The following is an 18,345-nucleotide window of genomic DNA, read 5'->3' as shown; positions in this document are numbered from 1 at the left end:
TCAACTCGCAATGGGCCCGCCCAAATCCTTTTCAAACAGGTTGCAGATGGCATCCACTTCCGGCCGACCGGCGGGAAGAATGCTGATGAAACGGTCTGACAACTCAATCAATCCATCACGACTCAATTGCTCCAGCCAAGGCCAGACAGCGCAGAAGTACTTTGAAAAAACCAGCCCATATCGCTTCTCGATGGCGCGGATATCCAACTCCTGATCACAGGCCAGACGTTCCATGACCATTTGCCGGATCTGATCCCCCGCCTCGAAGCGCCAGCCGCGACACGTCGGCAGTTGCCGCATGTCCAGTTGCTGCTGATAACGTTCAATCTCGTCGGTGTTTTGCGTGTACAAATCGTCGATCTGGCTGATGGCACCCAAACCGAATCCGACATGATCGCAATAGCCGTGACGGGAGAAACCCTCACAGGTACGGCGTAACCGGCCTCGCTCCTGGGCGATCGCCAGATCATCATCAGGCCGGACAAACTGCCCCAGACCGATGTAGTGATAACCCGCGCAAAGCAGTTGCTCGAAACAGATCTGGCGCATCGCACCTTTATCGTCTTGGCTGCACAACTCTCTGATTTTGTCACCGAGCACCGGCCGATAGCGCCGTGGTGGCCGGGCATAATCGAACACCATCAGCCGGTCCGGCTCCAGCTCGATAATGCTCGCCAGCTTCAGCGCAAAACTGTCCGGCGTCTGCCAGGCATGGCCAAAACCCAGATCGACGTTGATGGATCGAAACCCAAAGGTGCGCGCGGCATCCATGAGCGATTGGATCGGCGCCGGGTTCTGGTAGCAGGCCACCGACCTGTCACAGTCGGCGTCGATATCCGGAACGCCGATGCTGACGTGGTTGAACCCCTGGTCGCGCAGCAACCTCATAGTCGACCAGTCGGTATGGTGAAGGTCTACCTCGACGCTGTAGTCACCCCCTTCATGTTCGAGAAAATTGAACCGGCCACGCAGATGACTCATCAGTCGCTCCAGATGGGCAGGCGCGGGTGTTCCGCCTCCCAGATGAAACTGCTCGACCCGTTGCTCCGCACCCAGGTGACAACCGACGAGATCGATTTCACGCTCCAGATGCTGAAGGTGCTGCTCGACTCCGTTGTGCTCGTCGGCGATATCGCGCGGGGCACAGGAAGACGGCTTGAGGCTGGAAGGCAGTTGCACGTTCAGGGACAGCGGACGGCACTTCTGGCGGCTTACGCGCAGTGCACGAAGCAGATCGAGAGAGCCAATACCGTCATGAAATTTTTGCGTGTCGGCATGACAGTTTGGGTCAAGCACGCCTTGATCGCACCGAGCGATCAACTCGCCGGGGTTGTGAAATAAATCGAGCATGACGGTCTCCGAGACTGGCTGCGGACTTTCAGTCTCCGGGTTTCACCATCAATGCTCCTTGATTTGCGTCAAGCGCAAGCGAAGTGTCCGCACAACGGACCACCGGTCAAACCCGATTACCACGTCAGGTAAAACATGCCCTTGGCCAGCAGCACGATAACGACCATATGGCAGAACAGGCTGCCATGGATGAAGTGCAGGTAGCGCGGGCTCATTCGGCCGCTTTTGAACAAAAACATGGCGCCCAGGAAGTGCAGCAGCACACTCACGGCCACCGCGATTTTCAACGCCAGTAATGTGCCAAACGATGAGGCCAGTGGTGAGGCAAGGGCTGGCAAGTAGCGCAACCAGACCATGCCCAGCCCCGCACCGAACAACACCAGCAGAACCCACGGCATCAGCGAGCGGGCCCGGCGACCGATGCCCTGCTCCACCAGCAGCATCACCCTGGCGGGTAACTGTTTGCGGATGCTTTCCAGGAACAGGACTTCGAAGAACACCGTGCCGATGAAGATCAGGGCGGCAAACAGGTGCAAGGTCAGAATCAGCGGATAGATCATGGAGTTTTCGCCTTGGGTCAAGGCAACCCGCGCTACGGCGAACATTGGGCTGAGCGCACTGGCTGTCGGTCTCTGGAGATTACAGAGCCCGTCGGGCCATGCGGTTGATACCGATCAAGAAAGCCACAAAACCGTGTGCATATCCGTTTCTGCGGTCACGGCTGCTTAGGGTTCCGCCCTTACGGCGGGTCACTTTCGAAAAGCGCGAAAGTAACCAAAGCGCTTTTGCCCCTTTCGTTCGGTGGCTCGCCTAGGCTCGCCATGCCCTCGCTCCGGTCCTGCTCCGTGGGGGCGGTGCATCAAGATCAAAAGCTGCAGGCGAGCTAACGCTCGGCCTGTTGAGTGGTGAGAAGCGTGCGTTCACCCCCTCCCCCCTGTAGGAGCTGTCGAGTGAAACGAGGCTGCGATCTTTTGATCTGCTGTGGCTGTGGCTGTGGCTTTTGATTTTGATCTACTGCCCCTTTCCCAGAGGCCGAACGCAGGTATTGCGCAGTGGGCACCGCGGCAAGGATGCCGCGGTAGCCGCCCCCGGCCATGGATGGCCGATGGCGGCGGGCCCACGGAGCAGGACCGGAGCGAGGGCATGCCGAGCCTAGGCGAGGCACCGTACGTCAGGGGCGAAAGCGTTTGGTTACTTTGCGCTTTTCAAAGTGACCCGCCGTAAGGGCGGAACCCTAAGTCGCCATCACCGCAGAAACGGATATGTCCCCTCAACTTTAAGTGAACAGCGTAGCGCCAACCCATTCAGTGCCCGCGAATGTAATGCTCCAGTTGCCGAATCAAATCCGCCTGTTCAACGATAGCTTCCTTGACCAAATCCCCAATCGATAACAGCCCCATCAGTTCGCCACCCTCCATCACCGGAAGATGACGCAGATGGCTGTCAGTCATAACCGCCATGCAACGCTCAATACTCTGCTGACTGTCAGCGGTCACCACAGGCGCACTCATGATGTCGCGCACCGGCGTACCGACCGAAGAGCGCCCCTGCAGAACGACCTTGCGCGCATAGTCGCGCTCGCTGATCACGCCGACCACCTGCCCAGCCTCGATCACCGGAAGCGCGCCTACGTTCTTTTCAGCCATGATCCTCAGCGCTTCAAGCACCATCTCATCGGGCGCGATGCTATGCACCTGGCGGTTTTGCACGACCTTGAGTTTCAGCAATTGTGCAGCTGTTTTCATAAATACCTCCGATGCGGATACGCGATGCTGTTGAACAGGCTCAAGCCACCCCGACTTGCACCGCGCCGGCGTTCAAGCGAACAGGCCAGACACGCAGACGCTGTTGCGGGTACTCCAGGCAACTGCCGTCCTCAAGGCGGAAATGCTGTTTGTAGATCGGCGATGCAACCACCAGATCACCCTTGATGCTGCCGACCAACCCGCGACCGATCACATTTGCCCCGGATTGCGGGTCATGGTTGTCGATGGCGTAGAGGGTCCGACCCTCGGCACCCGGCAGGTAGAACAGCGCCACTTGCGCGCCGTCGAGCCAGACGACGACGCCGGAGTTGCTGACCAGGTCCTGTTGCTCGCACACCGTTTGCCAGGCCTCGGTGTTTTCCAGGGAATCGATGCGTTGGGTATTGGACTGGCTCATCAGGCAATCTCCTCGATAACAGGGATAAGGTTGAGTTCGGCGGCCATGATCGGGCGCCGCTGGCCGCGTTCCTGGACAAAGTGGATGTCCGGGTCTGGGCGTTTATCGTTGACGAAGGTACGGAAGCGCTTGAGTTTTTCCGGGTCTTTAAGGGCGTTGGCCCATTCGCATTCATAGCGGTTGACCACCAGTTGCATCTGCGATTCGAGCTCTTCACCCAGTCCCAGGCTGTCGTTGATGATCACATCCTTGAGGTAATCGAGGCCGCCTTCCAGGCTTTCGCGCCACACCGAGGTACGCTGCAATTTGTCGGCAGTGCGGATGTAGAACATCAGGAAGCGGTCGATGTAGCGGATCAGGGTCGCATCGTCGAGGTCGGTGGCGAACAGCTCGGCGTGACGTGGGCGCATGCCACCGTTGCCGGCGATGTAAAGGTTCCAGCCTTTCTCGGTGGCGATCACGCCAACGTCTTTGCTCTGGGCCTCGGCGCATTCCCGAGTGCAACCGGACACCGCGAATTTGAGCTTGTGCGGCGAGCGCAGCCCCTTGTAACGGTCCTCGATGGTCAGGGCCATTTGCACGCTGTCCTGCACGCCGTAACGGCACCAGGTGCTGCCGACACAGGACTTCACCGTCCGGGTCGATTTGCCGTAGGCATGCCCGGTTTCGAAACCGGCTTCAATCAGTTCGGCCCAGATGTCCGGCAATTCATGCAACTGCGCGCCAAACAGGTCGATACGCTGGCCGCCGGTGATTTTGGTGTAGAGGTCGTATTTCTTCGCCACCACACCGATCGCGATCAGTTTGTCGGCGGTGATCTCGCCACCGGGGATGCGTGGCACCACCGAATAGGTGCCGTTTTTCTGCATGTTGGCCATGAAGGTGTCGTTGGTGTCCTGCAACGGCACCAGTGAGGCGTCCATGATCGGCTGGTTCCAGCACGACGCGAGGATCGATCCCACCGCCGGTTTGCACACGTCGCAACCGGTGTGACCACGGCCATGCTTGGCCAGCAGTTCTTCGAAGGTGATCACCCCTTCTACCCGCACCAGCGCATACAGCTCCTGACGGGTATAGGCAAAGTGTTCGCACAGGCTTTTGTCGACGCTGACGCCACGGGCAATCAACTCATGTTCGAACACCTGCTTGAGCAACCCGGCACAACCACCGCAACCGGTGCAGGCCTTGGTCTGCGATTTGAGCAGGCCGAAGTCGGTGCAGCCACCGTCGATGGCCGAGCAAATGGAACCCTTGGTGACGTTGTGGCACGAGCACACCGTGGCCGCTTCGGGCAACGCGCCCGGGCCCAGGGTCGGTGCGCCTTCGGACGACGGCAGAATCAGGCTGGCGGGTTCCGCCGGCAGCGCAATCGCGTTCTGCATGTATTGCAGCAGCGTGTCGTAGTAGCTGTTGTCACCGACCAGCACCGCACCGAGTACATGCTTGCCCGTCGCGTCCACCACCAGGCGTCGATAGCTGGCCGTGGTCTCGTCGATAAACTGATAACTGCGCGCGCCCGGCGTGCTGCCATGCGCGTCGCCGATGGAACCGACATCGACGCCCAGCAGTTTGAGCTTGGTCGACATGTCCGCGCCCATGAACGGCTCGGCGGTTTCGTTGCACAGCAGTGCGGCAACACCGCGCGCCATTTGGTAGCCCGGGGCGACCAGGCCAAAAATGCTGCCCTTCCACGCGGCACACTCGCCGATGGCGTAGATGTTTGGATCGCTGCTCTGGCATTGGTCGTCAATCACCACACCGCCGCGCGGGCCGACTTCCAGCGAGCATTGACGAGCCAGTGCGTCTTGCGCACGGATACCGGCGGAAAACACGATCAGGTCGGTTTCAAGAAATTCGTCATTGGCGAAGTTCATCCGATAGCGGTATTCCTCGCCTGCGCTTATCGACTGAGTCCCGCGCGACAGGTGCACACCGACGCCGAGGCGTTCGATCTGCGCCTTGAGCGCCAGACCACCGTACTCGTCCAACTGCACCGGCATCAGACGCGGGGCGAATTCCACCACATGAGCTTCCAGCCCCAGGGTTGTCAGGGCGTTGGCGGCTTCCAGGCCGAGCAAGCCACCGCCGACGACCACACCGCGTCGGGCGTTGCTTGCCGCGGCACGAATGGCGTCGAGGTCTTCAAGGGTGCGATACACCAGGCGCGAATCGCCCTCGGCGCCTTCGATTAGCGGCACAAACGGATAGGACCCGGTGGCCAGCACCAATTTGTCGTAGGAAACGCAGCCTTGCGCGGTGATCACCTGGCGGCGGACGCGGTCGATTTCCAGGACCGGCACCCCCAGATGCAGCGTGACGCCCGGGGTCTGATACAGCGAGGCTTCACCGAGGGCCAGCGACTCGGCATCACGGCCGGAGAAATACTCGGAAAGGTGCACGCGGTCGTAGGCACGCATCGGCTCCTCGCTGAAGACGTGCAGCCGATACTGATCAAGGGCACCGCGTTCGATCAGCTGTTCGACACAATGATGTCCGACCATGCCATTGCCGATCACGATCAGCGTTTGCAGCTTGTTCAAAGTGGCCACATTGGAATTCATAAGAGACACCCGTCGATAGCTGTTCAAAAAGCAAAAAAAAACGCCTGAAACCTTGCGGTTCCAGGCGTCTTTGCCTGTTCGTTTACGGTGCTAAGTCAGGCATCTATGCCGGATCCACCGATGTTGCCCGCGACCTGTTCGGTCAATCGATCGTCGTTGACCGAGGGGGCTGCCCACTCGACTGCGTTCACAGTGGGCCTGAACAGTGTCTTGCAGACTTTGTGCCAGTCGACCATTGGCAGTCCTTGCGCCAGTAAACGTTGACCACGGGTGCCCATGAACGCCCGATATTTGCCTTCGCATAGTGCAGCGCGAGGTGGCGCAGCCTTATAAAAGTGCACAAAGGCTGTTCCGTTCCAGTTCAGAACCTGCCACCTGACGGGGTCCGGCATACAGTCACGTCAGAGGTATTTGAGGATCGCGATATCGCGGCGGCGCTGTTTGAGGTTGGCGAACCAGCGCGTAGGGAAGAACAGCAACACCCCGAGGATCACACTCCACAGCCACACCGTGGGCAGGTTGTCGAAGCCATAGTACGCCCCCTGATTGGCGCCCCAGATCGCGACCGCCACCAGATACATGGCCTTGAGTACGTACAAGTGCAGCAAATAGAAGAACATCGGCGCCCCGCCGTAAATCGCCAGGGTCGCGGTGGACCAGCGATCCTGCAGCTTCTCGAACAGCGCCAGCAAGATCAGCGAAAGGCCAATCGTCGGCATCAGGAACATCAGCGAGGGCGGGTACTTCTTGGCGCTCATGAAACTCATGAAGGTGCGCAACGAGTCACCAGTCTGCACCCAGGGTTTCTCGCCATAGACGTTCAGGTAGCGAATGAACACGAACGCCACCAGCAGGCCGGCGCCCAGTCTGAGCAGACGGGAAATCCGCTCGGCCGGGTCCATTTCCTTGCCGAACCACGGCCCGATCCCCCACCCCAGCAGGATCACGCCAATCCAGGGCAATACCGGGTAAGTGGTGCGGGCCCGGGTGAATTCAGTGATGTCGATGAACACCCGCTGATGCAGGATCGACCACGGCACGAAGAACGGCGACTCCGGCCCCACGGTCACGCCATCGAGCAGGTTGTGCCCGGCGACAATGGCCACGCCGAGTACGATCAGCCAAGCGCGTTTGAAGTGCAGCAACCCGGCGAGCACAATCATGCAGATGCCGATGCACCAGATCACCTGCAGCCATAGCGTCTTGGGCGGGAACTCGGCGTTCCAGGCAAAGCACACGAAGGTGACTTCGAGAAACACCAGGAACAACCCACGCTTGAGCAGGAACACCGAGGTTTCTTTCGCCGTGTGTTTCTGGCTGTAGAGCCAGGCCGACAAACCGGTGAGGAAGATGAATGCCGGCGCGCAGATCTCGCTGAGCATGCGGGTGAAGTACAGGTCCGGCGTGACGCTCAACGCATCGATCGGGTCGGTGACCTGACGGTGCAGCAGAAAGGTTTCCCGCACATGGTCGATCAGCATCAACAGCATGACGAAGCCGCGCAGGGCGTCGATCGCCAGCATTCGGGTGTTGGCCTTGACGGCAGTGGTTGCAAGCGCAGGGGAAGCGGTTGTCGCCTGCCCTGCCAATCCTGAAGATGGGGTCATATCAGTCACTCATGTAATGGTCGAGGGGTCAGGCCTGTTTCTTGAGCCTGGCGACTTCCGATGCCGGCAGCTGCGACGGCGCTCGCGGCAACGGCGTCTGGCCCTGTGATCGATAGAACGACAATGTCGAACTGAAGCTCTTTATATCGAACGGTTCCGCTTTGCCTTGAGGACTGATGCGCTCGCCGGGCGTGCGGTCCTTGTATTCCACGGCTACCACGTAAGTGCCCTGCCACGGCAGCTCGAAGCTGACTTTGCCCGAGGCGTCGGTGCGCTGGGTGAACACTTCACCGGAGCCGGTTTCCAGCACCACGTCCTGGTCGGCCAACGGTTTGGACGCATAGACTACCTGGAACTGCGCCTTGCCTGCATCGGCGACGCCGGTCGGCACGATGTCCAGGGTCAGTTCCGGGGTGCGTGCGCGCAAGTCGCCAACCCAACGGGTCGCCGGCGTCCAGTGCGTCTTTAGCGCCTTGTCCGCCTCATGAAGGTCGAAGATCGGATAGTGCGGGTCCTGGGCCAGCAACGAGTCATCTGCCCGGGTTTGATGCGCCACCGCAAACGCTTGGCGCTGCAAGGTCAGCGTTAATGGCTGGGACCGGTCGCTGATCGACCAGCCCTTGAGTTGCTGGAACCGATCCATCCCGCCCGGTGTGACTTCCAGCATGTTCTTGTCATATTCCCCGTAGTACAACGCCAGGGGTTGCCCGGGTGGTTGTTCCTACCAGATCTGATGCGCCTCGCTGCTGCTCGCCAGCAGTAAAACGCCGTAACCCAATAGTGCTTTTGCGTTGCTCATTCGCATTTTTTTTCGCTCCGATTGGTGTTATTCAGCGGGTCGTGGCAGCCGCATCGTTTTATCGAAACCAGCCGGACAACAAACCGCTCCCCTCTCTCTAAACGCATTACACCGCAGAGACTTTTGCGCGTTGTTTCGAAATCATCGGTCAGAGCGCATCTGACGACTGTTTTGCAGGCTGCAAACAGCTGTTTATGCGGCCTGCGCCAGCATGAAGCATGTTGAGGGGATCTAACGAACTCATGTCCAAACGCGGTGCAGACGGCGCTGCAAGACACAAGCGGGCTTGCTCGCGAAAGCGGTTTGTCAGTTGATATTTCTATCGACTGACACGGCCTCTTCGCGAGCAAGCCCGCTCCCACAGGGGATTCGTGTTGGTATTGAGAATGGAGTCTGTCAGTGGCGCAGCAACTTACGCAGCGGCACGCCGTCCTTGAGCACCGGAGATTTGATGACGATGTAACTGAAGTACTTGGAGATGCCGATGTTCTTGTCCAGCAGGCTTTCGATCACTTCCTGATAATGCTGGATGCTGCGGGTCATGAAGCGCACCAGATAATCGTAGCCACCGCTGATCAAATGGCATTCGAGCACTTCGTCCACCAGACGGATATTGGACTCGAACTTGGCGAAGTCTTCGCGCTTGTGGTCGCTCAAGGTGATCTCGGTAAACACCGTCACCGAATCGGTGATCTTGGCCAGGTTCAGGTGCGCCTTGTAGCTGGAAATATACCCGGCCGACTCAAGCCGTTTGACCCGTTGCAGGCAGGGACTGGCCGACAACCCCACCGCATCGGCCAGGCTGACGTTGGTCATGCGCCCGTCCTTTTGCAGCTCCACCAGGATGCTGATGTCGATTCGGTCCAGTTTGACTAACCCTTCCATTGCGTACCTCTTGACTGCCGTCTGTAAGACAATCTTCTAGCAAAATCAGCGCCGTAAAGACAGCTGATGCTGAGCCACCAGATCCGCCATGCTGTTAATACAGTAATCCGCCGCGCAAGGCGTGGGGCGTTTTGACCGGCCGCGACAGATCAGGCACACGTCTTTGGCCGCCTGTCGATCGGCCGAAGGTCGGGTCACGTGCAGGATGTTGCCGGCTTCAAAATCGTTGGCCTTTAACCACTGCGGATCGAGTAAAGGGTCGCTGGCCAGTGAAATGAAATCGTCGGGCAGGATCCCCAACCGCTCACACAGCAGCCCTCGATCCTCGACGCCCCGGTCGCCGTGCACCAGCAAGCGGTAGAACTTGCGCAGGTACAACATCGCCCCGGGCGCGTCCTCGAACAGCGACCAGCCGGCCACCGAACGGGCAAAGCTCATGCCCTCCTCCCAGCTGGCTTTCAGGCCCCAGCGCTCGGCCAACTGGCGATGGGCGAAACACAGCACGCCACTAAAGCCCAGTTCAGCGAAACGCGGATACAGCGCTCGCACCACCTCGCTGTATTCGGCCAGCACCTGTTCCTTGTCCGAATGACCGCCTCGGCTGTCCAGCAGCGGTTGCAGTGCCGTCCAGACACCCGAGTCCCGATCGACCAGGACCTCATCGCAATCGATGAGCAGTGCTCGATAATCAGTCAGCCCCATGGTGCGCAAAGCCTCCGATGATGCATTCCATCAATCCATGCTCCATAAACGCTCACGGACGATGCCTTGTGGCACCGCCCAGAGCGGCCATGGGCTCAGTTCAAGACGCGTGCCAATGCCGCTTCAAGAATCTGCAGCGCTTCATCGACCTGTGCTTCGGTGGTCACCAGCGGTGCGAGGAAGCGCAGGACGTTGCGGTACACACCGCATTTGATCACCAGTAAACCGCCGGCCCGGGCTTCATCGATCAGTCGCTGATTCAGGTCAGCGTCCGGCGTGCGGGCCGCGTCATCCTTGATCAATTCGATTGCCAGCATGAACCCGGTGCCGCGCACGTCGCCGATTTGCCCGTAACGGGCCTGCAAACGCAGCAGCCCCTGACGCAAACGCTCGCCCAGTGCTTCGGCGCGGGCCAGCAGTTGTTCTTCCTCGAAGGCATCGATCACCGCCAGCGCGGCGGCGCAGGACAAGGCGTTGCCACCGTACGTGCCGCCCAGGCCGCCGGGCAGCGGCGCGTCCATGATCTCGACCTTGCCGACCACCCCGGACAACGGCAAGCCACCGGCCAGACTTTTGGCGACGGTCACCAGGTCGGGCTGAATGCCGGCGTGCTGGAAACCGAACCACTTGCCGGTACGGCCGAAACCGGTCTGGATTTCATCGAGAATCAGCACAATGCCGTGCTTTTCAGTCAGCCCGCGCAAGGCCTGGAGAAACTCCGCCGGTGCCGACAGGAAACCACCGTCGCCCTGCACCGGTTCGATGATGATCGCGGCGACACGCTCAGGGGCAACCTGGGTGGCCAGCAACTCGTCGAGGGCCTTGAGCGCCATCTCACTGGTGACACCGCGATACGCATTCGGATACGGGGTGTGGAACACCTCCGGGGCGAACGGCCCGAAGTTCTGCTTGTACGGCTGGCTCATGCCGGTCAGCGTGGTGCCGAGCAAGGTACGGCCGTGGAAGCCGCCGCGGAAGGCGATCACGGCCGAGCGGTTAGTGTGAGCGCGGGCGATCTTCACCGCGTTTTCCACCGCCTCGGCACCGGAAGTAAAGAACGCCGCTTTATACGCTTCTTTGCCACCGATCATTTCGCACAGGCGCTGGGCCAGGTCCAGATAAGGCTTATAGGCCACCACCTGGAAACAGGCGTGAGAGACCTTTTGCAATTGCGCCAGCACCGCAGCGACCACCTTCGGGTGGTTGTGACCGATGTTCAGCACACCGATGCCGCCGACAAAATCCAGGTAGCGCTTGCCGTCCACGTCCCACAACTCGGTACCTTGGGCGCGATCGATCACCAACGGGTGAGCGGTAACCAGGCCACGCGGCACGAATTGATCGCGCTGACGGAGCAAATGAAGGGTTTCGTCGACTTTGCTATTCATGGCATTTCCCATCGTGAGTCCGGCAACCGGGAGGTGGTTGCGATGGTGTTCAGGTTAAGCCTTGCGCGAAACGATCTACGCCGAACTTGGCCCCTGAGAAATTCGGATCGACTGTTTTCACCCCGCCAAACGGCAGATTCCTTTCGCCCGTCGAATCTGCCGGGCCGTCGCCGATCGAGCATCGCGAAACCCGTTTAACCCTGCCCTTTCGACAGATCCTGCGCCGACGTTGCGCGATGATGGACAACACCTTCATCCCTCAGGACATGCCCATGGCCCTGCTCTATAAAGCTGACCCTGTGCGCGGCGAACAGTGGAAAGCGCTGTTTGCCGAACACGCCCCGGATATCGAATGGCGCGCCTGGCCGGACATCGGTGATCCCGCGGACATCAAGTACCTCGCCGCCTGGCAGGCACCTGACGATCTAGAGGCTTTGCTGCCGAATCTGAAAGTGTTGTTCGCGTTGTCCGCTGGGGTTGATCAACTGGACCTCAGTCGCTTGCCCGCGAGCTTGCCGGTGGTGCGCCTGCTGGACCCCGGCATCACCCGAGGCATGTGCGAATACGCCAGTTTTGCGGTGCTGAGCCTGCACCGGGACATGCTGCGTTATCGCCAGCAGCAAATGGCGCGGTGCTGGCAGGCGCACTTGCTGCAACCGGCGGCCACGCGGCGGATCGGGATCATGGGCCTTGGCACCCAGGCTCAGCAGATTCTGGCGACGTTGCAGCCGTTGGGTTTTGCCTTGTCGGGTTGGGCGCGCAGTGCGCATCAGGTCGCTGGTGTGGAGTGCTATGCCGGGCGCGAGCAACTGCCGGCGTTTCTCAGCCAGTGCGACATTCTGCTGTGCGTGCTGCCACTGACTGAGCAGACTCAGGGCATTCTTGATCGTGAGTTGTTCCGGCAAATGCCCCATGGCGCTGCGTTGATCAATATGGGTCGTGGCGGGCATCTGGTGGAAAATGACTTGCTTGAGGCGCTGGACAGCGGGCAGCTCAGTGGCGCGGTGCTCGATGTGCTGCAAGAAGAACCGGCGCCGGCGGATCACCCGTTTTGGGATCATCCGCAGATTCTGCTGACACCGCATATTGCCGCGATGACGCAGCCGGAGAGTGCGTTTGGGGTGTTGCTGGAGAATATCCGACGGCATCAAAGAGGCGCGCCGATGGTGGGCCAGATCGATCGAAAACAAGGTTACTGAAATAGTTAGCTCTGGTATTTGTGGTGCCTGCTAAAGCCACCCCTCACCCCAGCCCTCTCCCCAATGGGAAGAGGGGAAAGGGAGCCGATCTTCATGCCGTTCAAAACCTGAGTTCAACTCGGAGTCTCAGGTCGCAATTTTTCTCAATAACACATCGGTCAGTCCCCTCGCCCCTCTGGGGAGATGAGGGGGCGATTTCAGATCCTCCACACACTCAAAGTCGATCGGCAATCGCCTTCCCGACCTCCTGAGTCGACCCCTTCCCCCCCAGATCCGGCGTAATCGGCCCATCCGCAATCACCCGCTCAATCGCCTGCAGAATCCCGTCATGCGCCGCGCGATAGCGCTCATCTCCATTACCGAGAAAATTCAGCATCAACGCCCCAGACCAGATCATCGCAATCGGGTTGGCAATGTTCTGCCCATAGATGTCCGGCGCCGAGCCATGCACCGGCTCGAACAGCGACGGAAAGCGACGTTCAGGATCAAGGTTGGCCGACGGCGCGATGCCGATGGTCCCGGCGCACGCCGGCCCCAGGTCGGACAGAATGTCCGCCGAACAGGTTCGACGCCACCACCACATCAAACCGTTCCGGTTGCAGCACGAAACGCGCGCACAGAATGTCGATGTGCTGCTTGTCCCAGGTGATCTCCGGGTACTGCGCCGCCATCAATGCCGTGCGCTCGTCCCAGTACGGCATGCTGATGGAAATTCCGTTGGACTTGGTCGCCGCCGTCAGCCGTTTGCGCGGCCGGGTCTGGGCCAGGTCGAAGGCGAACTTGAGAATCCGGTCGACGCCACGGCGGGTGAACACTGACTCTTGCAGCACGAATTCATGCTCGGTGCCTTCGAACATCTTGCCGCCGACCGAGGAGTATTCACCCTCGGTGTTTTCGCGGATCACCACGAAATCGATGTCCCCCGGCTTGCGTCCGGCCAATGGGCACGGCACACCGGGAAACAGCCGCACGGGGCGGATGTTCACGTACTGATCGAAGTCGCGACGGAACTTCAGCAGCGAGCCCCACAGGGAAATGTGGTCCGGCACCTTGTCCGGCCAGCCCACGGCGCCGAAGTAGATCGCGTCGAAGCCCTTGAGCTGTTCGAACCAGTCGTCGGGCATCATTTGCCCGTGTTCCAGGTAGTAATCGCAATGCGCCCAGTCGAGCACTTCGATGCTCAGATCAAGCTGCCATTTCTTCGCGGCCTGCTCCAGTACTCGCAGCCCTTCCGGCAACACTTCCTTGCCGATGCCATCGCCGGCAATCGCGGCGATTTTGAATGTCTTGCTCATCAATCTGCCTCCCCGTGTCTGTGAATTACAGCCCACCGATGTGGAAGGCTTTGACTTCAAGGTATTCATCCAGACCGTACTTGCTGCCTTCGCGGCCCAGGCCCGACTGTTTGATGCCGCCGAACGGGGCGACTTCCATGGAAATGATCCCGGTGTTGAGGCCGACCATGCCGAACTCCAGCGCCTCGCCGAAACGCCATGAACGACGCAAGTCCTGGGTGAAATAGTAGGCACCCAAACCGTAAGGCGTGGCATTGGCCAGCGCGAGGGCTTCCGCTTCGTCAGTGAAACGCATCAGCGGCGCCACCGGACCGAAGGTTTCTTCGTTGGCCAGTAGCATGCCCGCATGTGCTTCGCCGAGGACCGTAGGCTGCACGAATTGGCTGTCGCCCTCGGGAATGCCGCCGCAGAGCAAACGCGCGCCCTGGCTCAGGGCATCGTCGATGTGCCGGGCGACTTTGCTCACCGCCGCCGGATTGATCAGCGGACCGATGGTGACGTCGGCGTCCAGGCCGATACCGACCTTGAGCTTGCCCACCTCCTCCACCAGACGCTGGGCGAAACGTTCGTAGATGCCGTCCTGCACCAGAATGCGATTGGCACAGACGCAGGTTTGCCCGGCGTTGCGAAACTTGCTGAGCATGATGCCGGCGACGGCCTGCTCAAGGTCAGCGTCGTCGAACACAATGAACGGCGCGTTGCCGCCCAGCTCCAGGCTCAAGCGCTTGATGTGTTCGGCGCTCTGGCGCATCAGCAAGCGGCCGACGGCGGTCGAGCCGGTGAAGGAAATCTTGCGCACGCTTGGGTTACCGGTCAGCTCTTCGCCGATGCCGGCGGGCATGCCGGTCAACACGTTGAACACCCCGGCCGGGATGCCGACCCGTTCGGCCAACACCGCCAACGCCAACGCAGACAACGGCGTCAGGTCCGAGGGTTTGACGATGATCGGGCACCCGGCCGCCAGGGCTGGCGCGCATTTGCGGGTGATCATCGCGTTGGGGAAATTCCATGGGGTGATCGCGGCGCAAACACCCACCGGTTGCTTGAGGGTCAGCAGTCGGCGGTCGCCGCTGGGGGCCGGCATGGTTTCGCCGTAGACCCGTCGGGCCTCCTCGGCGAACCATTTGACGAAACCGGCGCCGTAGCGAATTTCGCCTTTGGCTTCGTTCAACGGTTTGCCCTGTTCGCAGGTCATGATCAGCGCCAGGTCGTCGAGGTTATCGATCATGGCCTGATACCAGCGCTCAAGCAGCGCCGCACGTTCCGCCGCCGGGCGAGCGCGCCAGGCCGGCCAGGCTTTTCCGGCGGCTTCAATGGCGCGACGGGTTTCCGCGCCTTGCATCGCCGGTACGCGGCCAATTAGCTGGCCGTTGGCCGGGTCGATGACGTCCAGAGTCGCGGCGTTGTCGGCGCCGATCCACTGCCCGTCGACATAGGCGAGTTCTGCTAAAAGGCTGGGGTCTTTCAAACGATTCTTGAGCATGGTCGAGTCCTGATCCGAGACACGCTCCAGTCTAGGGAGGTGCTGCGGATGAGGATGCTGAAAGCGATTTGAGGACAGTGTCGGATGCTGAAATTTGGCGGTGGAACGGCAGATTCGTGATCCGTCAGACAAACACAAAACCCTGTGGGAGCGGGCTTGCTCGCGAAAGCGGCGGGTCAGTCGATATCAATGTTGTTGACACACCGCCTTCGCGAGCAAGCCCGCTTGTGTCTTGCGCAGGAATTTTTCATTGCCTGTCAGCAGAGGAAAAAGTCATAGCTGCACACGAGTCTCTGGCCTACGGAATTGCTCATGAGATGAAGCAGATGGTGTTCGCCAATGATGTCAAACACTGGAAAGTCAGTGGCAGTTAAGCGAGCGTGGAATCCAGCGAAAACTGCAATCGATCAGGCAGATTGAACCTAGCCTGAGCCCAAGCCTCGGATATTAAAACCCCCAGTGGTGAACCCATGGCAATCGAGGAAACGTTACTGCGCCAGCGCAAAGTGCTTGCCAAGTTTGGCGAGCTAGCCTTGGCATCAGATGACCTTGAGCACATCCTTGATGAGGCGTGTCGGTTAGTCGGTGACGCGCTCGAAACCAATCTGGCCAAATTCATGCAGCTGCAGGAAGACGGCATCACGTTCTTCGTGCGAAACGGTGTGGGTTGGACGCCCGATGTTGTCGGGAAGGTTCGGGTGCAAGCACGCGAAGGAAGCCCAGAACTGTATTCACTTAACACGAACGCCCCAGTCATATCGACGGACATTTCAACAGAAACACGATTCCGCTATCACGACTTTCATATGAAAAACGGGGTAAAAGCCTTCGTCAACGTTTTAGTCCACGGCGCCAATGGCGAACGTCCTTTCGGGATCTTTGAGGTTGATAGTCGAAGTCCTCGCCAGTTCACAGAAAGCGATATCGATTTCCTTCGGGGGTACAGCAACCTACTCGGCGCAGTTTTGAAGCGTTCCAAAACTTCGGAAGCCATGCGTTTAACGGAAAAAAAATTGCGCGAAAGCGAGCGGCATTACCGCATCGCAGCTGAGCTCAATCCACTTTGGCCTTGGACTGCTGATAAAGTCGGCAACCTTATCTCCATCGATCAGCGCTGGTATGAATATACCGGTCTGTCACCTGCGCAGACATTGGAACGGCAGTGGGCTAATGCCGCTTACCCCGCAGACCAGGTATCAATAGCTAATTTGTGGGATCAATCACTGGCCACACTGCAACCTTTCGACTTACAAATCCGTTTACGAAAACATACAGGCGACTACCGTTGGTTTAGAGTCCTTGCGTTGTGTAGTCTTAACACCGCCGGACAATGCGAGCAGTGGTACGGCACAATCGAAGATGTAGACGATCGGGTACAGTTAGAGAGCGCACTACGGGACTGGAACGACTTGCTGGAGGATCGTATCGCTCAACGTACTCAGCAACTTGAGGAGGAACAGCATGAGCGCGCCGTGACGGAGTCCAAGCTACGGCAGAGTCAAAAAATGGAAGCTGTCGGCCAGCTTACTGGGGGAATAGCCCATGACTTCAATAATCTGCTAGCCGGCATAATTGGTAGCCTGGAGCTGATGCAGCGGCGCATCGATGCTGGCCGCTACAATGAGCTAGCCCGATATAACTTTGTTGCCATGACCTCAGCATCTCGGGCGGCCGCATTAACGCAGCGTCTACTGGCATTTTCGAGACAACAATCACTCAAACCGGAACTCCTCGAACCTCGCAAAGTGGTGGCAGGACTGGAAGAAATGATTCGCCGTACGGTCGGGCCAAACATCATTGTGGAGTGCTCATTCAGGGCAACCGATCGCATTAGATGCGACCTCAACCAACTGGAAAATGCGTTGCTTAATCTTGCGATCAACGCACGGGACGCAATGCCCAATGGGGGTAGGCTCGACCTACAGGTCGAGCGATACGTCATCGATGAAGCGTCCTCCTCCGAAAAAGTAATGCCGCCTGGAACGTATGTGAGCATAGCTGTCACAGATTCAGGCACTGGAATCAGTCCGGACATCTTGTCGCGCATATTTGACCCATTTTTCACGACCAAGAAGATTGGGGAAGGTACCGGATTAGGCCTTTCGATGATTTATGGCTTCACCCAGCAATCCGGTGGCCAAGTTAGAGTTCACAGTAGCCTTGGTGTTGGCACCACAGTGACCATGTATTTTCCAGTTAATGATTCGCGGCCTGACGACCCAAAAGGAGACCTGGGCGAATCCCATCAGCCAGAACCATTCGGCAACAATGAAACTATTTTGCTGGTGGACGACGAAGCGGCTATCAGACAGATGGGGGCGGAGCTTTTGTCAGAAACTGGCTATCGCGTCATTGAAGCAGTGGATAGTGATTCCGCAATGAAGCAAGCGGAGAAGCTGGAACACCTAGATTTACTGCTCACCGATATAGGCTTACCCGGATTGATGAACGGGATCAGCTTGGCTGCGGAACTCAAGAAGAAATATCCGCAACTCAAAGTGCTTTTTATCACCGGGTTCGCTGGCGGTGCGAGATTGGTCACGGTCGATGCGACTACTCGGATTCTAACCAAGCCCTTTAGTCTGAACGAACTCAGTTCGCGAGTGAACTCGTTGATAAACACTCTCTCAAATAGCAATTAGCCCAGTTCCCTCTCCTCCTCGGATCTTCGTTGATCCCATTACGGCCAAGGCATCGCATATTTACTGGAAGAAGAATTTGCACCGCATATTGAGGATGGCCGCTTGATACGAGTGCTAGAGGACTGGTGCCCTCTGTTCTCGGGTTATCACCTGCACTACCGAGCCGTCGCTTGCCAACACCGGCTTTTTCGCTTGTTCTGAATGCTCTTCGAGGCGATGTTTTCTCTTAAGGCAGTGCGTGAGATGGGGGATTGTTTTGGCAAGACGAACC

The 18,345-nt window shown here is 58.9% G+C and carries 14 protein-coding genes and 3 pseudogenes; 4 read left to right on the top strand and 13 right to left on the bottom strand.

The window, feature by feature from the left end:
• The 11 genes from QFX16_RS13090 to gabT all read right to left on the bottom strand — a co-directional run bounded on the left by QFX16_RS13090 (position 1) and on the right by gabT (position 11,455).
• Positions 1–1,350 carry an oxygen-independent coproporphyrinogen III oxidase gene (locus QFX16_RS13090; RefSeq protein WP_283184241.1) on the bottom strand — a complete coding sequence of 450 codons (1,350 nt, stop codon included), beginning with the start codon at positions 1,348–1,350 and terminating at the stop codon, positions 1–3.
• 116 nt (positions 1,351–1,466) lie between these two features.
• Complete coding sequence (locus tag QFX16_RS13085; RefSeq protein ID WP_046046915.1) at positions 1,467–1,910, bottom strand: CopD family copper resistance protein; 444 nt, start codon at positions 1,908–1,910, stop codon at positions 1,467–1,469.
• A gap of 744 nt (positions 1,911–2,654) precedes the next feature.
• The gene (locus QFX16_RS13080) at positions 2,655–3,095 is read right to left on the bottom strand and encodes a CBS domain-containing protein (protein WP_046046902.1); all 441 of its coding nucleotides are present in this window, start codon (positions 3,093–3,095) and stop codon (positions 2,655–2,657) included.
• A gap of 40 nt (positions 3,096–3,135) precedes the next feature.
• Positions 3,136–3,513 carry a nitrite reductase small subunit NirD gene (gene nirD / locus QFX16_RS13075; protein WP_129444743.1) on the bottom strand — a complete coding sequence of 126 codons (378 nt, stop codon included), beginning with the start codon at positions 3,511–3,513 and terminating at the stop codon, positions 3,136–3,138.
• A complete protein-coding gene (gene nirB, locus QFX16_RS13070) occupies positions 3,513–6,074 on the bottom strand; it encodes a nitrite reductase large subunit NirB (RefSeq protein ID WP_283184240.1) in 2,562 nt (853 codons plus the stop codon). The genes nirD and nirB overlap by 1 nt, the downstream gene beginning before the upstream one ends.
• A 95-nt stretch (positions 6,075–6,169) precedes the next feature.
• A complete protein-coding gene (locus tag QFX16_RS13065; protein ID WP_283184239.1) occupies positions 6,170–6,415 on the bottom strand; it encodes a hypothetical protein in 246 nt (81 codons plus the stop codon).
• A 60-nt stretch (positions 6,416–6,475) separates the two neighbouring features.
• The gene (locus QFX16_RS13060; protein ID WP_283184238.1) at positions 6,476–7,681 is read right to left on the bottom strand and encodes an acetyltransferase domain-containing protein; all 1,206 of its coding nucleotides are present in this window, start codon (positions 7,679–7,681) and stop codon (positions 6,476–6,478) included.
• A gap of 28 nt (positions 7,682–7,709) precedes the next feature.
• On the bottom strand, positions 7,710–8,348 hold the full coding sequence (locus tag QFX16_RS13055; protein WP_283184237.1) for a DUF4198 domain-containing protein: 639 nt from the start codon (positions 8,346–8,348) through the stop codon (positions 7,710–7,712).
• Between the two features lie 528 nt (positions 8,349–8,876).
• Positions 8,877–9,365: an Lrp/AsnC family transcriptional regulator gene (locus QFX16_RS13050; RefSeq protein ID WP_008055821.1), complete on the bottom strand. Its 489-nt coding sequence runs from the start codon at positions 9,363–9,365 to the stop codon at positions 8,877–8,879.
• A gap of 45 nt (positions 9,366–9,410) precedes the next feature.
• Entirely contained in the window at positions 9,411–10,067 is a 657-nt protein-coding gene (locus QFX16_RS13045) for an HAD family hydrolase (protein ID WP_283184236.1), read from the bottom strand.
• A 95-nt stretch (positions 10,068–10,162) separates the two neighbouring features.
• Positions 10,163–11,455 carry a 4-aminobutyrate--2-oxoglutarate transaminase gene (gene gabT / locus QFX16_RS13040; protein ID WP_283184235.1) on the bottom strand — a complete coding sequence of 431 codons (1,293 nt, stop codon included), beginning with the start codon at positions 11,453–11,455 and terminating at the stop codon, positions 10,163–10,165.
• A gap of 272 nt (positions 11,456–11,727) precedes the next feature.
• Between gabT and QFX16_RS13035 the strand changes: the two genes are divergently transcribed.
• The gene (locus QFX16_RS13035; RefSeq protein ID WP_283184234.1) at positions 11,728–12,654 is read left to right on the top strand and encodes a 2-hydroxyacid dehydrogenase; all 927 of its coding nucleotides are present in this window, start codon (positions 11,728–11,730) and stop codon (positions 12,652–12,654) included.
• Positions 12,655–12,868: 214 nt separating this feature from the next.
• Here QFX16_RS13035 and QFX16_RS13030 read toward each other — a convergent pair.
• Together QFX16_RS13030 and QFX16_RS13025 are read right to left on the bottom strand one after the other, a co-directional pair.
• Positions 12,869–13,949: pseudogene (locus QFX16_RS13030) on the bottom strand (tartrate dehydrogenase).
• A gap of 25 nt (positions 13,950–13,974) precedes the next feature.
• Positions 13,975–15,432, bottom strand: a complete 1,458-nt coding sequence (locus QFX16_RS13025) for an NAD-dependent succinate-semialdehyde dehydrogenase (protein ID WP_283184233.1) — start codon at positions 15,430–15,432, stop codon at positions 13,975–13,977.
• 242 nt (positions 15,433–15,674) lie between these two features.
• Here QFX16_RS13025 and QFX16_RS13020 point away from each other — a divergent pair.
• The 3 genes and pseudogenes from QFX16_RS13020 to QFX16_RS13010 all read left to right on the top strand — a co-directional run.
• Positions 15,675–15,806 (top strand): annotated as a pseudogene (locus QFX16_RS13020) (ATP-dependent Clp protease proteolytic subunit); the annotation flags it as partial.
• 96 nt (positions 15,807–15,902) lie between these two features.
• Positions 15,903–18,074 carry an ATP-binding protein gene (locus QFX16_RS13015; protein ID WP_283184232.1) on the top strand — a complete coding sequence of 724 codons (2,172 nt, stop codon included), beginning with the start codon at positions 15,903–15,905 and terminating at the stop codon, positions 18,072–18,074.
• A gap of 42 nt (positions 18,075–18,116) precedes the next feature.
• Positions 18,117–18,304: pseudogene (locus QFX16_RS13010) on the top strand (LysR family transcriptional regulator); the annotation flags it as partial.
• Between the last annotated feature and the right edge of the window lie 41 nt (positions 18,305–18,345).

Origin of the sequence: Pseudomonas svalbardensis (assembly GCF_030053115.1) — a bacterium.
GTDB classification, from domain to species: Bacteria; Pseudomonadota; Gammaproteobacteria; order Pseudomonadales; family Pseudomonadaceae; genus Aquipseudomonas; species Aquipseudomonas svalbardensis.
This window is presented reverse-complemented; position numbering and strand designations above follow the sequence as displayed.